The sequence below is a fragment of the Streptomyces sp. NPDC048825 genome, assembly GCF_043198355.1.
Lineage (GTDB): Bacteria > Actinomycetota > Actinomycetes > Streptomycetales > Streptomycetaceae > Streptomyces > Streptomyces xiangluensis.
Genome location: NZ_JBICUR010000008.1, coordinates 40548 through 54622, shown reverse-complemented (window position 1 = coordinate 54622; position 14075 = coordinate 40548). Strand labels below are relative to the sequence as shown.

General features: G+C 70.0%; 11 protein-coding genes and 1 pseudogene. All 12 read right to left on the bottom strand.

The window, feature by feature from the left end; genetic code table 11:
* Positions 1-26 precede the first annotated feature (26 nt).
* Positions 27-1079, bottom strand: coding sequence for a sugar phosphate isomerase/epimerase family protein (locus tag ACGFNK_RS20540; RefSeq protein ID WP_393417786.1), 1053 nt, complete (start codon positions 1077-1079; stop codon positions 27-29).
* Between the two features lie 115 nt (positions 1080-1194).
* Positions 1195-1372 (bottom strand): annotated as a pseudogene (locus ACGFNK_RS20535) (alkaline phosphatase family protein); the annotation flags it as partial.
* Between the two features lie 36 nt (positions 1373-1408).
* Positions 1409-2581 carry a metabolite traffic protein EboE gene (gene eboE / locus ACGFNK_RS20530; RefSeq protein WP_393417784.1) on the bottom strand — a complete coding sequence of 391 codons (1173 nt, stop codon included), beginning with the start codon at positions 2579-2581 and terminating at the stop codon, positions 1409-1411.
* A 3-nt stretch (positions 2582-2584) separates the two neighbouring features.
* Entirely contained in the window at positions 2585-3460 is an 876-nt protein-coding gene (locus tag ACGFNK_RS20525; protein ID WP_393417782.1) for a TatD family hydrolase, read from the bottom strand.
* Positions 3460-4185, bottom strand: coding sequence for an EboA domain-containing protein (locus tag ACGFNK_RS20520; RefSeq protein WP_393417780.1), 726 nt, complete (start codon positions 4183-4185; stop codon positions 3460-3462). Before ACGFNK_RS20520 ends, ACGFNK_RS20525 begins: the two co-directional genes overlap by 1 nt.
* On the bottom strand, positions 4182-5243 hold the full coding sequence (locus tag ACGFNK_RS20515; protein ID WP_393417778.1) for a sugar phosphate isomerase/epimerase family protein: 1062 nt from the start codon (positions 5241-5243) through the stop codon (positions 4182-4184). Before ACGFNK_RS20515 ends, ACGFNK_RS20520 begins: the two co-directional genes overlap by 4 nt.
* Positions 5240-6475 carry an inositol-3-phosphate synthase gene (locus ACGFNK_RS20510; protein ID WP_393417776.1) on the bottom strand — a complete coding sequence of 412 codons (1236 nt, stop codon included), beginning with the start codon at positions 6473-6475 and terminating at the stop codon, positions 5240-5242. The genes ACGFNK_RS20515 and ACGFNK_RS20510 overlap by 4 nt, the downstream gene beginning before the upstream one ends.
* A 144-nt stretch (positions 6476-6619) precedes the next feature.
* Entirely contained in the window at positions 6620-8014 is a 1395-nt protein-coding gene (locus tag ACGFNK_RS20505; protein WP_393417774.1) for a ThuA domain-containing protein, read from the bottom strand.
* A gap of 15 nt (positions 8015-8029) precedes the next feature.
* Complete coding sequence (locus ACGFNK_RS20500; protein WP_393417772.1) at positions 8030-10540, bottom strand: PQQ-dependent sugar dehydrogenase; 2511 nt, start codon at positions 10538-10540, stop codon at positions 8030-8032.
* A gap of 83 nt (positions 10541-10623) precedes the next feature.
* Entirely contained in the window at positions 10624-11628 is a 1005-nt protein-coding gene (locus ACGFNK_RS20495; protein ID WP_393417770.1) for a sugar phosphate isomerase/epimerase family protein, read from the bottom strand.
* Between the two features lie 13 nt (positions 11629-11641).
* Entirely contained in the window at positions 11642-12865 is a 1224-nt protein-coding gene (locus ACGFNK_RS20490; protein WP_393417768.1) for a Gfo/Idh/MocA family protein, read from the bottom strand.
* Between the two features lie 163 nt (positions 12866-13028).
* Positions 13029-14066 carry a substrate-binding domain-containing protein gene (locus tag ACGFNK_RS20485; protein WP_393417766.1) on the bottom strand — a complete coding sequence of 346 codons (1038 nt, stop codon included), beginning with the start codon at positions 14064-14066 and terminating at the stop codon, positions 13029-13031.
* Positions 14067-14075: the final 9 nt, after the last annotated feature.

The following is a 14075-nucleotide window of genomic DNA, read 5'->3' as shown; positions in this document are numbered from 1 at the left end:
AGGGAGGGCGCGCGTTCTGGGAGCCGTCAGCACTTCTCGCGCAGGGAGTGCAGGTGCTCGCTGGAGCGGCGCGCGAAGGTGAACGACTCGGTGGGGTTGTCATGTTCGGCCTGCCAGTGGTGGGCGAGGCGGTGGCCCTTCAGGCGCGTGACGCCGGAGATGAAGCGCTGGTAGTCGATGTCGCCGTCGCCGACGTCGGTCATCTGGTAGCCGAAGGGGTTCGACGGGTCGCTGACGCCGTCCTTCACGTGGAAGAGCGGGTAGCGGTTGGGCCGCTTGAGTACGTAGTCGAGGGGCTCGAAGGGCGCCGGTGTGCCGTCGACCCGCTTGGAGAAGCGGAACTGGCCGACGTAGGCCCAGTAGATGTCCATCTCCAGGTAGACGAGCTTCGGGTCGGTCTCGGCGAGCAGCACGTCGTAGAGGCGGACCTTCGGCTTGTCGGTGGCGAAGGAGAACTCCTCCGAGTGGTTGTGCTGGTAGAACTTCATGCCGCGCGCCCTCGCCGCCGCGCCGTACGTGTTGAACTCCTCGGCGGCGCGCTTCCACGCGTCGACGGTCGAGCCGTAGCGGAACGGGTTCGACGCGGTGCCGATGTGCTTGAGACCCAGGGCCTGGGCGTCGTCGAGGACCTTGTTGAGGTTCTGGGCGAAGGTGTACGCGTTCGGGTCGCTGGAGTAGTAGCCGACGTGGCTGCCGATGGGGTTCAGGCCGTGGTCGCGGGCCAGTCGCTTGAGCTGGGCGAGTGTGATGGGTCCCGCCGAGCCCTGGGTGTATCCGGCGAACTCGACCTCGTCGTACCCGTACTTCGCCAACTCGGCGAAGACGGGGGCGAAGCCGAGCGTGGAGACCTTGTCGCGGAGGCTGTAGAGCTGGATGCCCAGCCGGCCGGGCGGCAGGACGGGGCGGGTACGGCCCGCCTCGGCGGCCGTTGCGGGGGTGGCGGCGGTGCCGAGCAGGGCGGCGGCGGTGGCGCCCGCGGCCACGCCGAGCATGCCTCTTCTGCTGAGGCGGTGGGTGAGTTCGGGGTCGTCGTTCTTGCTGGTGACGGCCGTGAAGGCGGTGCGGCTGGAGCGGCTCATGCCTGGAACTCCTCGGTGTCGAAGGGCGTTGTCAGTGCTGAGTGCTTCACTTGTGACCAGTTGGAAGAGACAGGTCGGGTGGGACCGCGGGCCATGGCGTGCCCGTCGGCGCCGATCAGTCGAGACCGGCCAGATGAAGCAGGAGCGATTTCACGTCGGTGACCGCGTGGCGGCCGTCGACAGCGGGTGGTGGAGCAGATGGGGAGCGGACGTTCACCGTCGCTCGTGGGGATGCGGCCGTGGCTGCCGCGAATAGGTGACGGGTCGCTGGGCGCGACCGTCCCGCGATAGCGCCGGGACTGGGTCACCGGTCGGTGCACGGGCCTGGGTCACGGCAGTTCCTTCAGGCCGAGGTCCGTCAACAGGTCGCGGGCGAGGGTGAGTTCGGCGGCGATTCCGTCCGCGAGCTGGGCGCGGCCGCGTGGGCGCAGCTCGGTCGGGAGGGCCTGCCAGGTGTAGGTCTCGACCTCCAGATGCCGGGTGAGCGGGTGCGGGCCGCCCACAAGCCGGGTCAGTGCGTCCTTGAGTACGGGCAGCGTGGAAGTGAGGGGCGCGGCCGGGGCCGCGTGCAGCGGGACGTGGAAGTGGGCGCGCCACGGGGACGTGTCCGGCAGGGCGTCGCCCTTGAGGGCTTCGCCGAGGTCGTCGGTGCCGGCCAGGCCGGCTGCGGTGGCGCTGGTGCGGGTCTGGTGCAGGAAACGGGGCTCGTCGAAGGCGGCCAGGGCCTCGCGTACTCCGGGAAGGTGGGGGTGTTCGGCGTGCAGGGCGGCTGAGAGCTGGGACTTGACGATGGGGACGCGGGCCGTGTTCAGCGCGTCCAGGGCGATGTGCGGATCTTCGAAGGAGGTGGCGAGGTGACAGGTGTCGACGCAGAGGCCGATGCGGTTGTGCTCGATCGCGGTGAGCGGGGCGATGGCATCGGCGGTGGTTTCGACGATGCAGCCGGGCTCCGGCTCCAGACCGATACGGATGGAGCGTCCCGTCAACTCCTCAAGGACGTCGAGGCGTTCGGCCAAGGTGGCGAGGGCCGTGTGGGCCTGGGCGGCACGCGCGTCGTCATAAGCGGTGCGCCAGGCGAGCGGCAGGGTGGAGATGGTGCCTTCGGTGACGTCGTCGGGCAGGAGTCCGGCGAGGACACGGGCCAGGGCGGTGGTGTGGTCGAGGCGTTCGACGTCGGCCCAGTCCGGCTTGTACACGCGGTACTTGACTTCTTCGGCGCCGAAGCCTTCGTACGGGAAGCCGTTGAGGGTGACGACCTCAAGGCCTCGGGCATCGAGCTCGGTGCGCAGCCGGCGCAGAGCGGACGGGTCGCTCACAAGGGAGTGGGCGGCGTCCTTGGCCAGCCACAGGCCGATACCGAGGCGGTCGCGGCCGAGGCGGCGGCGTACGGGTTCGCAGTGGTCGCGGAGTTGAGCGAGGACGCCGTCGAACGTCTCGGCCGGGTGGACGTTCGTGCAATAGGCGAGGTGGACGGTCGATCCGTCGGGGTGTCGGAAGCGCATGGGTTACGCCTCCGGGGTGGCCGCGTCGGTGACCGGGGCGCCGCGGAGGATGGAGTTGCCCTCATGGGTGGCGTCCGTGGCGGCGACGTCGAGGGTGAGCCGGCCGCTGAGTCCGTAGAAGGCCACGGGGTTGCGCCACAGCACCCGGTCGATGTCGTCCTCGGTGAAACCTGCCTCGAGCATGGCGTCGCCGACCTTACGGGTCTTGAGCGGGTCGCTTCTGCCCCAGTCGGCGGCGGAGTTGACCAGGACCTGCTCGGGCCCGTACTCCCGCAGCACCGCGACCATCCGCTCCTCGTCCATCTTGGTGTCCGGATAGACGGAGAATCCGAGCCAGCAGCCGCCGTCCTTGGCTTCCTTGACCGTGGTCTCGTTGAGGTGGTCGACCAACACCCGGTCAGGGGGCAGCGCGGACTCCCGGACGACGTCGAGGGTGCGGCGCAGGCCCGCCAGCTTGTCCCGGTGCGGGGTGTGGACGAGGGCGGGCAGCCCATGGTCGGCGGCGAGCTGAAGCTGGAAAGCCAGGGCGGAGTCCTCGGCGGGAGTCATCGAGTCATAGCCGATCTCGCCGACGGCCACGACCTGGTCCTTGACGAGATACCGGGGCAGTTCGTCCAGGACGGGCACGCAGCGGGGGTCGTTCGCCTCCTTGGGGTTGAGGGCGAGCGTGCAGTGGTGGGCGATGCCGTACTGGGCGGCGCGGAAGGGTTCCCAGCCCAGTAGCGAGTCGAAGTAGTCGAGGAACGAGGTGGGTGAGGTGCGGGGCTGGCCGAGCCAGAAGGAGGGCTCGACGACGGCTCGGACACCGGCCGTGTACATGGCCTCGTAGTCGTCGGTGGTCCGTGACGTCATGTGGATGTGGGGGTCGAAGATGCGCATCAGGACTCCTTGCCGGACGGGGTGCCGGGGTGGTCCGACGGTGCCGAAGCGGTCGGCACGTCGCTCCCGGGCTCGGTCAGGGCCAGGACGCGGTACAGGTCCTCGGGCACGGGACGGCCCGCGGCGGAGCGTTCGTCGGCGTAGTCGCCGAGCATGCGGGCCAGTTCGAAATCGGCATGGGCGCGGCGGGGCAGTTCGGCCACCGCGTCGATGGGGACGCCGGTGAACAGGCACTTCAGGACCGCGTGCCGCCAGTTGTGGGCGTCCAGATGCCGGGCGGCGTACGGGCCGACAGCGGCGGCCACGAGCCGGGTGTCGTTGGTGCGCAGGGCGTCCTCGACGATCGGCAGGGCGTCGGGGCCGGGTACGAGGTGGGGCAAGGCGTGCAGGACGGCGCGGCGTTCGGCGGCGGTGCCCTGGCGGTAGACGCGGGCCAGGGTGTCGGCGTCGGCCCGGGCCCTGTGCAGAAGGAGGACGCGGGCGGCGTCAGCATGCTCGGGACCGCAACGGCGACCCGCCTCGGCTATGCGCAACTCCCAGACGGATATGGGCCCGTGAGCGCCCGGGTGGGCCTCCGCTTCGTCAAGTGCCCGGTCCAGCCAGGCGCGGGCGGTGGCGTCCAGCTGGGAGTTCAGGCGGGCGTGCAGGGCGGCGACGGTTTCCGACTGCGTGGCGGGAGAAGCGGCGGTGGGAGAAGGAGCGGCGGCGTTGTGGAGGTGGTTCACGGGGTTCTCCCTTCGGAGGCGGCGGGGCCCTCGCCGGGGATCGGGGTCTTGTCGGGGACTTGGGAGCCGTCGAGATCCTTGGACTTGAGACCGGCGGCTGCGCGTTGGAGGAACTGGAGGGATTGCTCGGCGAGTTGAGGGCCGGCGTGGGAGTGGCGTGGCAGTTCTACGACCATCAGGCCCTGATAGGAGGTGGTGGCCAGGGCTTCGAGTACGGGCGGAAAGTCGATCTCTCCGTCACCGAAGGGGAGATGCTCATGGAGGCCGCGGCGCATGTCCTCTATCTGGACGTGGCGGAGCCAGGGGGCGGCGGCGCGTATGCACTCCGCGGGTGAGAGGGGTTCGAGGCACTGGCAGTGGCCGATGTCGAGGGTGAGGCCGAGGGCGTCCGGGCTGCCGAGGGTCCGGCGGAGACGGTGGAAGTCGGTGAGGGTGGCGAGGAGGTGACCAGGTTCGGGTTCGATGGCGAGTGGGATGCCGGCGGTGGTGGCGGCGTCCAGGACGGGGGCGAGTGTTTCGGCGAGGCGTTTCCAGGCGGTGTCCTCGTCCGTGTCCTCGGGGGCGATGCCGCTGAAGCAGTGCACCGCGTGGGCGCCCAGGTCGCCGGCTATCTGGACCGCCCGGATCAACAGGTCGACGCGTCGGGCCCGTTGATCCGGATCCGGGTCGAGCAGCGACGGACCGTGCTTGCGCCACGGGTCGAGGACATAGCGGGCGCCGGTCTCGATGGTGACGCCCAGTCCGAGTTCGTCCAGCCTTCGGGCGACTCGACGGGTGCGGGTCGCGAGGTCAGGGGCGAGGGGGTCCAAGTGCATGTGGTCGAGCGTCAGACCTACGCCGTCGTAGCCGAGATCGGCGAGCAAGGAGAGGGCATCGTTCAGGCGGAGGTCGGTGAGGCCGTTGGTGCCGTAGCCGTAGCGGAGAGGGTGATCGACACCGGTCGCGGCCGGGCCGGTGCTTCGGTTCAACGGGGACTCACCGCCACTCGGCAGCCCCGACCGGTGCCGCGCGGACTCATCCGCCGAAGCGCCCTGCGTCACCTCGCGCGGCCCCGTCATCGCCCCTCCTCCGACAGCCCTCGCGGCTCCCGCGGCCCCTGCGCTCCCGACACGTGTGACGCCCCCGAAGCCCCCAACCGCCCCGCGAGCCGCGCCAGTTCCGCGTACTGCTCCCCGAGCGCCGAAGGCCCGTCGCCCACCGGGTCCTTGAAGTAGAAGCCGAGTTCGCGCAACGGGCCCGACAGACCCATCTCGTGGGCCCGTGCCACCAAGCGGGCCAGGTCCAGGACCAGGGGTGCGGCGAGGGCGGAGTCGCAGCCCTGCCAGGTGGTCTGGAGGATCATGCGTGTGCCGAGGAAGCCGTCGAAGGCGATGTGGTCCCAGGCGGTCTTCCAGTCGCCGAGCGCCGGTACGTCGTCGATGTGGACCTCGCCCTCGGGGACCGCGGCGAGGGTGTCGGCGAGGACGCGTTCCTTGCCCGCGTTCTTCGCCGCCGCGGCAGCCGGGTCGGACAGGGCCGCGCCGTCGCCACCGCCCAGCAGGTTCGTGCCGGACCAGGCGCGGACCGCCAGCGCCCGCTGCGCGAACATCGGGCCGAGGACCGACCGCAGCAGGGTCTGGCCGGTCTTGCCGTCACGGCCTGCGTACGGCAGCCCGGAGGAGACGGCGGCTGATGCCAGCGCAGGGTGGTGCAGACCCGTGGACGGCGTGAAGTTGACGTATGGGCAGCCGGCCCGCAACGCCGCCGCCGCGTAGAGGGAGCTCGGGGGCAGTTCGGCCCCGGCCGGAGCGGGTTCCGTGGACGCGACGTTCACGACCACCGCCCGGGCGAGACCGTGACGGCGTACGAAGTCCCGTATGTCCGTGGCGAAGGCGGCCACCAGTTCCTCCGGGTCCCGGGTGTCCCCGGGGAGGGGGCCGCCCGGCCTGATCTCCCGGTCCGCAGCGGCGAGTTCCGCGCCCACGGCCGTCGGGAGGCCGTGCGGCATGACTCCCCCGGCGGCCAGGACTTCCGCGCGCTTGGGCAGGGGGCAGTCCTCCGTGTCGTGGCCGCCGAAGACGAGGGACGACAACGTCGGCAGTCCGGAGCCGGAGAAGAGGTCGCTCTCGGTGACCATGCCCGTCGGAGGGTGCAGGCCGGCGGTCATGGCCGCGCAGCCCGCGACAACGGTGGTGGCGACGGAACCGCACGCTCCGATCAGCCACACGCCCACGCGTGGCTCGGGCACCCGTGGCTCGGGCACCCGCGACTCGGACATCCGGGACTCGGAAGGGAACGGTTCGGCGGACATGGTCAGCCTCCTTGTCGTACGCGAACCAAAAGGGCCGTACGAAAACCGACGGCCGTACAGAAAGCCAGAGAGCCGTGCACAAACACAGCAGTAAGCGGAGGTAAGACGGCGGGCGGGAGTCCGGCGTCCCCCGCCCGCCGTCGCTCAGTCACCCGGTGGAGCCGACCGTGTCGACGCCTTCTCGGGCAGTTCCTTGATCCGGATGTCACGGAAGGACACCTGGTCGTCGGCCCCGTGGTTCTGGATGCCGATATGACCGTCGCGCAGGCTTCGCGCGGGATCGGTGTTGGTGAAATCGTTGATCTTCACGCCGTTGAGATACACGCGGAGCCGTTCGCCCTCCACGCGGATCTCGTACGTGTTCCACTCCCCCGGCGGGTTCAGCACACGGTCGCGCTTCTTGATGTCGGCGGACTGGAAGCTGTAGACGGACCCGGTGGTGCGGTCGGGCGTGTCCGTGGCGTCGATCTGGATCTCGTACCCGTTGTTGACCGCCGACCAGGGATCGTCGGAGACCGGGAAGCCCACGAAGACACCGGAGTTGTCGTCCCCGGCCACCTTCCAGTCGAGCTTCAGCGAGTACGAGCCGAACCCCGAGTCGCCGTACCAGAGCATGCCCAGGCCACCCGACGACGTCAGCGTGCCGTCGTCGCCGAGGGTGAACGAGCCCGGCCCCGCCTGCTTCCAGGCGGACAGTGACGCCTCCGTGCCGTCGAAGAGCGGCTGGTATCCGTTCTCCGGGCGGCAGTCGGCCTCCGCGGCCCCGATCGCCCAGCGGACTCCGCCCAGCAGGTGCTGCCGGACGGCGGGATCGGCATACGACTCCTTGGTGTGACCGACCCCGGTGTAGAAGGCGCGGCCGCCCTGGTAGTTCTGGCACCAGGCGATCGGATGATCGCCGTTCATCGTGCCGCCGGTGTACGACGACTCGTCGAGCGAGGCCAGGACATGGGCCCGGTCCCGGGGATTGGAGCGGTAGTTGTACCACTCGTCCGTACGGTCCCAGGCCTCCCCCAGGTGCGAGGTGGCCGGATGCGCCCGGTCCTCGACGTCGATCCGTGCGGGCTGGATCGCCGGGTGCGACTGGAAGTAGGCGCCCGCGAGGCCGCCGTAGAAGGCCCAGTCGTACTCGGTGTCGGCGGCGGCATGGACGCCCACGTAACCGCCGCCGCGCTGGATGTAGCCCTCGAAGGCGCGCTGTTGGGCCTCGTTGAGCACATCGCCGGTGGTGGACAGGAACACGACGGCGTCGTACTTGGCGAGGTTGCGGGAGGTGAAAGCCGCCCCGTCCTCTGTCGCGTCCACCGTGAATCCGCCCTCGGCGCCGAGGTCCTTCACCGCGGCGATCCCCTCCGGGATGGAGTCGTGCCGGAACCCGGCGGTCTTGGAGAACACCAGCACCCGGCCGTCCGCACGGCCCTTGACGTCAGCCTCCTTCGACTCGGACTCCGGCCCTTTCGACGCGGCCGGTCCCGACACACACCCGATGAGCAGGGCGGCGCCCAGCACGGCGGTCACCGTTCTGCCTTTTGCGCGCATGACAGCCCACCCCTTTCAGCGAGTCGTGAAGGTGAAGTCGTCCACCTCGTACAGGGCTCCGGCACCGCGTCCCTTGAAGACCAGGTAGAGCTTGGTCGTACCGCGCGGTGCCTTCGTGAGGGACGCACTGACGTCCTGGTAGTTCTCCCAGCCGCCGGTCACCGGGACCGTGCCGGTGCCGAGGAGAGTCCCCGTGGGTGAGCCCGCGCGGACCTCGAGCTTTCCGCCCGCGCCGCCGGAGGCGACCCGTGCCGTGATCTTCGTGGCGTTGCTCAGGACGTAGGGCTCGAAGGAGATCCAGTCGCCGCTGTTGATGTCGCCGACGGTCTTTGCGCCGTGCGCGGTGGTACGCGACTGCACCGTGGTGCCCGAGGTCTTCCCGAAGTGCTCGGCCTGCCGGTGCTTGGGCTGCGCGACCGCCTGGTCGTGGCTGGTGAGCGCCTCCTGGCCGCCGCCACCGCCGTCGGTGTACTCCGCGTCGATGACGCCGAAGATGTTGGCGTTCTCGTCATGGCCGCCGTCGGCGCTGGTCTGGAGGGTGCCGGAGCAGCCGTTGGCGGAGGTGAGCGGGTGTCCGTGGCTGTCGTGGCCGAGGACGAAGCTGACCTTCACCTTGGCGCAGTCGACGGTCCCGTCCTCGGGGTCGGTGACCTTGACCTTGAAGGGCACCGCGTCGCCGAAGCTGAACAGCTGCCCGTCACCCGGCAGTTCCAGGGTCACCTTGGGCGCAGTGTTGCCCACGACGATCTGCACGCTCGCGCTGCCTGTCCGGCCGCCGGCGTCCTTGGCCGTCAGCGTCGCCGTGTACGTCCCGTTCTTCGTGTACCTGTGCGTGGGGTTCGCCGACGCCGACTTACCGCCGTCGCCGAAGTCCCAGCTGTAGGTGAGGGAGTCGCCGTCGGCGTCACTGGTGCCGGCGGACGAGAACTTCACCCTCAGCGGCGCCTGGCCCGACGTCCGGTCGGCGGCGGCCTGCGCCACGGGCGAGTGACCGTCGCTGGCGTTCTCGATCCGGTAGAGGGCCGAGTTCTCGTCACCGCCGAACCACGAGATGCCGTAGTCGAGGACGTACAGCGCGCCGTCCGGGCCGAATGTCATGTCCATCACCTGGGTGCCGGTCCACGGTATGTCGTTGATCGACTGCACCGTGCCGTCGGCGTCCGAGGTGATGCGCTTGATCCAGCGGCGGCCGAACTCCCCGGCGAAGAAGTCCCCGTCGTAGGCCTCGGGGAACTTGACCGGCGAGTCGAGGTTCGGGTCGTACTGGTAGACCGGGCCGCCCATCGGGGACTCGGAGCCGTCGCCGAACTCGGGGACGGACGGGCCGTCGTACGGGATCCAGGCGGGCTGCGCAGGCGGCAGGTCGGTCAGGCCGGTGTTGTTCGGCGAGGTGTTCTTGGGGGCGGCGCAGTCAAATGCCGCACCGGAAGCGCCGGTTGCGAAGTCGTAGTCGACGTAGGCGTCGTTGTTGCCGGTGCAGTACGGCCAGCCGAAGTTGCCGGGCTTGGTGATGCGGGCGAACTCGACCTGGCCTGCGGGACCACGGGCCGGGTCGGCGGCTCCTGCGTCGGGGCCGTACTCACCCACGTACAGAATCCCCGTCTTCTTGTCGACGCTGAAGCGGAACGGGTTGCGCAGGCCCATCGCGTAGATCTCGGGGCGCGTCTTGTCCGTGCCGGGCGCGAAGAGGTTGCCGTCGGGGACGGCGTACGAGCCGTCGGCGTTCACCTTGATGCGGAGGATCTTGCCGCGCAGGTCGTTGGTGTTGCCGGCCGTGCGCTGGGCGTCGAAGGCCGGGTTGCGGTTCGCGCGCTCGTCGATGGGCGTGAAGCCGTCCGACTGGAACGGGTTGGAGTCGTCACCGGTCGACAGGTACAGGTTCCCCGCCGCGTCGAAGTCGATGTCGCCACCGACGTGGCAGCAGATGCCACGGGACGCCGGGACGTCGAGGATCTTCTTCTCGCTGGCGTTGTCGAGGGTGCCGTCGGCCTTCAGGACGAAGCGCGAGAGCCGGTTGACGCCGTCGAAGGGCGCGAAGTCGGCCGCGGTGCCCGTCTCCGGGGCGTCGCCCGCCGGGGTGTTCATCGGCGGGGCGTAGTAGAGGTAGATGAAGCGGTTGTCGGCGAAGCCGGGGTCGACGCCGATGCCCTGCAGACCTTCCTCGTCGTGCGCGTACACGTCGAGCTTGCCCGCGATTTTCGTGTTGCCCGCGGCGTCGGTGATCCGCAGCTCCCCGTCGCGCGAGGTGTGCAGGACCGAGCCGTCCGGGAGGACGGCGAGCGACATGGGCTCGCCGACCTCGGGCTCACCCTTGGCGAGGGTGACCTGCTGGAAGTCCTCGGCCGCGGGCTCGGCAGCCGCCGCCGGGGCGCCACCCGGGTCGGCAACGGCTGCGCCGGCCGCGGGGGCGGTGAGGCCGAGTGAGGCGCCCGCGAGCAGCAGACCGCTCAGCAACGCGAAGGCCCCACGAAGTCTCGGGCGTCTGGTGTGGCTTGTGGTGTTCCTTTTTTTGACGTACGAGTGCACGAATGCCTCCACGATGGGGCTGGTCGTACGGGCGTGTGCGGAGCGCCGGGGTGCGCCGTCACCCCGGAGGTATGCCGGAACCCTCAGTCGTTGCCGCCGAAGGCCGCGTCGAAGGACGCCGTCGGCGGCTCGAAGTCGTACGCCTTGAGGCGGGTGAGTGCCTCGGGGGCGCCCTGGAGGCGGTCCATGCCCGCGTCCTCCCACTCGACCGAGATGGGTCCCTCGTAGTCGATGGAGCGCAGCATCCGGAACACGTCCTCCCAGGGCACATCGCCGTGTCCCGCGGACACGAAGTCCCAGCCGCGGCGCGGGTCGCCCCACGGCAGATGCGAGCCCAGACGGCCGTTGCGTCCGTCGAGGCGCTTGCGCGCCTCCTTGCAGTCGACGTGGTAGATCCGGTCCCGGAAGTCCCACAGGAAGCCGACCGGGTCGAGGTCCTGCCAGACGAAGTGCGAGGGGTCGAAGTTCAGCCCGAAGGCCGGACGGTGGTCAACTGCCTCCAGCGCGCGCTGGGTTGTCCAGTAGTCGTAGGCGATCTCGCTGGGGTGGACCTCGTGGGCGAACCGCACGCCCTCGTGGTCGAAGACGTCGAGGATCGGGTTCCAGCGCAGGGCGAAGTCCTCGTAGCCGCGCTCGATCATCGACTCGGGGGCGGGCGGGAACATCGCGACCAGATGCCAGATCGCGGACCCCGTGAAGCCGATGACGGTGTCGACGCCGAAGGCCGCCGCCGCGCGTGCGGTGTCGGCGATCTCGGACGCCGCCCGCTGCCGTACGCCTTCCGCCTCGCCGTCGCCCCAGATGCGGGCCGGGAGGATCGCCTGGTGGCGTTCGTCGATGATGGCGTCGCAGACCGCCTGGCCGACCAGATGGTTGGAGATGGCCCAGCACTTCAGGCCGTACTTGTCGAGCAGTTGGTGCCGGGAGTCGAGGTACGAGGAGTCGGCGAGTGCCTTGTCGACCTCGAAGTGGTCGCCCCAGCAGGCGAGTTCGAGTCCGTCGTAGCCGAAGTCGCGGGCGAGCCGGCAGACCTCCTCGAGCGGCAGGTCGGCCCACTGGCCGGTGAAGAGCGTGAAGTTGCGCGGCATGGAAGGGCCCTCCTCAACTCGCGATGGGGGTGTATACGGAATTCTTCGCGGCACTCTCCTCGACGGCCGCGAGTACGCGCTGCACCTGCAGTCCGTCGGCGAAGGACGGGACCGGCGCGCTGCCCTCGGCGATGGCGGTCACCAGGTCGCGGGCCTGGTGGACGAAGGTGTGCTCGTAGCCGAGGCCGTGACCGGGCGGCCACCAGGCCTCCAGGTAGGGGTGATCGGGCTCGGTGACCAGGATGCGGCGGAAGCCCGCGTGGGTGCCGGGCTCCCGATGGTCGTGGTATTCGAGCTCGTTGAGCCGTTCCAGGTCGAAAACCAACGAGCCGTGCTCACCGTTGAGTTCGATGCGCAGGGCGTTCTTGCGGCCGGTGGCGTACCGGGTGGCTTCGAAGGAGGCGAGGGCGCCCGAGGCGAAACGGCCGGTGAAGACGGCGGCGTCGTCCACGGTGACCTGGCCGACGCCGTTGGAGGAGACGGCGGACAGGCCGCTGGTCGGGCCGCCGGGCAGCGGCCTTTCCCGTACGAAGGTCTCGGTGAGCGCGGACACTCCCACGACCGGCTCGCCCACGAGGTACTGCGCGAGGTCGACGATGTGCGCGCCCAGGTCGCCGAGCGCGCCCGAGCCCGCCGTCTCCTTGCGCAGCCGCCAGGTCAGCGGGAACTGCGGGTCCACCAGCCAGTCCTGAAGGTATGTCACCCGTACGTGGCGCAGGGCGCCCAACCGTCCCTCGGCGACCATCTTCCGGGCGAGGGAAGTGGCGGGCACCCGGCGGTAGTTGAAGCCGACCATCGCCACCTGGCCGCGTCGGGCGGCGGCTTCGGCGGCCTCGGTCATCGCCTCGGCCTCCTCCACCGTGTTGGCGAGGGGCTTCTCGCACAGCACGTGCTTGCCGGCGGCCAGTGCGGCAAGCGCGATCTCGGCGTGGCTGTCGCCGGGTGTGCAGATGTCGACGAGGTCGACGTCGTCCCGGGTGATCAGCGAGCGCCAGTCGGTCTCGGCCGCCGCCCAGCCGAGCCGGTCCGCCGCCGCGCGTACGGCCTGTCCGTCGCGGCCGCAGACGGCGGCGAGGACGGGGCGGCGTGGCAGGTCGAAGACGCGGCCCACGGTGCGCCAGCCCTGGGAGTGGGCGGCGCCCATGAACGCGTATCCGACCATGCCGATGCCTAGCGGCGGCCTTGCACCGTCGGGCTTCTCGACCGCTGCCTCGTCGGGCTGGTGCGGCTGTCCCATGCGGGAGTCCTCCTCGTGTCGTGGCGCGGTGGGGGGTGAGCGGGGCGCATGTGTGGTCGGGGAACTGCGGGTCCGTCGTGGCTGGACGCGCAGTTCCCCGCGCCCCTAAAGGGGCGCTTGTCGAGCCGCATGCTTCACGGTCCCGCGCCCCTGACGGGCCCTGTCACTTGAAGCCGGTGGGCATGTACTGGTCGACGTTCTCCTTGTCGACGACTGCCGAGTAGAGCGTCAGGGACGCCGGGATCTCGAACTCGGCGAGGCCGCCTACGCCCTTGCCCTGGCCGAGGGCGCGGGCGAGGTCGATCGCGGAGGCCGCCATGGTGGGCGGGTAGAGGACGGTGGCCTTGAGGACGCCGTCGTCCGCCTTGATGGCCTGGAAGGCGGACAGCGCGCCCGCGCCGCCGACCATCAGGAAGTCGTCGCGCCCGGCCTGGTCGATGGCGCGCAGGGCGCCCACGCCCTGGTCGTCGTCGTGGTTCCACAGGGCGTCGAAGTTCGACTGGGCCTGCAGGAGTTGGGACATCTTGGCCTGCCCCGACTCGACGGTGAAGTCGGCGGCCTGCCGGGCGACCTTCTTGATGTTCGGGTAGTTCTTGAGGGCCGCGTCGAAGCCCTGCGTGCGCTGCTTGGTCAGCTCCAGGTTGTCGAGCCCCGCGAGTTCGATGACGCGGGCGTTCTTCTTGCCCTTGAGCTTCTCGCCGATGTAGTGACCGGCGTTCAGGCCCATGCCGTAGTTGTCGCCTCCGATCCAACAGCGGTACGCCTGCGGGGAGTTGAAGATCCGGTCGAGGTTGACGACAGGGATGCCGGCGCGCATGGCCTGGAGCCCCACCTGGGTGAGGGCCTTGCCGTCGGCGGGCAGGACCACCAGGACGTCGACCTTCTTGTTGATCAGGGTCTCGATCTGGCCGATCTGCTGGGCGGTGTCGTTGGAGCCCTCGGTGATCTCCAGCGTGACGTCCTTGTACTTCTTGGCCCGGTTCTTGGCGTTGTCGTTGATGGCGTTCAGCCAGCCGTGGTCGGCCTGCGGGCCCGCGAAGCCGATGGTGACGGGCTTGCCGGGCTTGTCGTCGGCGGCGGGCTGGTCGTTGGAGGCCGGCTCGTCGCTGGACTCGTTGCTCGTGCAACCGGTGAGGAGCGCACCGGCCCCGACGGCGGCGGTGCCGAAGAGCAGTCCTCTGCGGCTGGTGAACTCTGGCATGGCGGTGGA

Excerpts from the sequence above, each read along its gene's own strand:
- ACGFNK_RS20485 (WP_393417766.1), bottom strand. The coding sequence starts at position 14,066 with ATGCCAGAGTTCACCAGCCGCAGAGGACTGCTCTTCGGCACCGCCGCC.
- ACGFNK_RS20510 (WP_393417776.1), bottom strand. The coding sequence starts at position 6,475 with ATGTCCGCCGAACCGTTCCCTTCCGAGTCCCGGATGTCCGAGTCGCGG.
- ACGFNK_RS20515 (WP_393417778.1), bottom strand. The coding sequence starts at position 5,243 with ATGACGGGGCCGCGCGAGGTGACGCAGGGCGCTTCGGCGGATGAGTCC.
- ACGFNK_RS20540 (WP_393417786.1), bottom strand. The coding sequence starts at position 1,079 with ATGAGCCGCTCCAGCCGCACCGCCTTCACGGCCGTCACCAGCAAGAAC.
- ACGFNK_RS20505 (WP_393417774.1), bottom strand. The coding sequence starts at position 8,014 with ATGCGCGCAAAAGGCAGAACGGTGACCGCCGTGCTGGGCGCCGCCCTG.
- ACGFNK_RS20495 (WP_393417770.1), bottom strand. The coding sequence starts at position 11,628 with ATGCCGCGCAACTTCACGCTCTTCACCGGCCAGTGGGCCGACCTGCCG.
- eboE (WP_393417784.1), bottom strand. The coding sequence starts at position 2,581 with ATGCGCTTCCGACACCCCGACGGATCGACCGTCCACCTCGCCTATTGC.
- ACGFNK_RS20490 (WP_393417768.1), bottom strand. The coding sequence starts at position 12,865 with ATGGGACAGCCGCACCAGCCCGACGAGGCAGCGGTCGAGAAGCCCGAC.
- ACGFNK_RS20525 (WP_393417782.1), bottom strand. The coding sequence starts at position 3,460 with ATGCGCATCTTCGACCCCCACATCCACATGACGTCACGGACCACCGAC.